The sequence below is a fragment of the Adlercreutzia shanghongiae genome (genome assembly GCF_035830635.1).
GTDB classification, from domain to species: Bacteria; Actinomycetota; Coriobacteriia; order Coriobacteriales; family Eggerthellaceae; genus Adlercreutzia; species Adlercreutzia shanghongiae.
Genome location: NZ_JAYMFI010000046.1, coordinates 1 through 506, shown reverse-complemented (window position 1 = coordinate 506; position 506 = coordinate 1). Strand labels below are relative to the sequence as shown.

1 protein-coding gene is annotated in these 506 nt (G+C 44.5%); it reads left to right on the top strand.

Annotated elements, in window-relative coordinates; all coding sequences use genetic code 11:
• Positions 1 to 132 precede the first annotated feature (132 nt).
• Positions 133 to 506: hypothetical protein (locus tag VJ923_RS12100; RefSeq protein WP_326441841.1), on the top strand; the 374-nt coding region annotated here is incomplete at its 3' end.

Here is a 506-nt window from a genome sequence, read left to right as displayed (position 1 = left end):
GCAAGATTCTAGGCGTCTGCGCCAACGTTCGGGACGCTACCTAAATGCAATCGAACAAATTGCTATAATTCATTCTATCAGGGAAAGAAAAATGCGGTTACTAAGATTTAAATACGGTGGGGGAATTGGTGCGTGATAGATTTGGAAAGACGTATAGATAAGTTTTATGCCGTAATGCCACTGTTGGCACTTTGCGCGACAATTGGACTGTTGTTGCTTCAGGCGGATACCGCGATTTCGTCAATGAAAGATACTGCAAGATATGTGATATCTCTGTCTGCCGTGGTCTATTGCGTAATCTTCGCGGTGCTTTTTAGTGTTAGCAAGAGTCTTTCGTTCCTTTTCTTGTTTGCGCTGATTTCGTATCCGTTTTTCTTTGGTCAACAGCTTTTAATGGCTTTGGACGTACAGCCGTCTCGCATATATATCGATCTTGCTTCGCTTAGTGCAAGTGGGGTGTGGCGCGCTAGTCTTGTCGTGCTTCTGTGCATGCTGGTATTGACTGT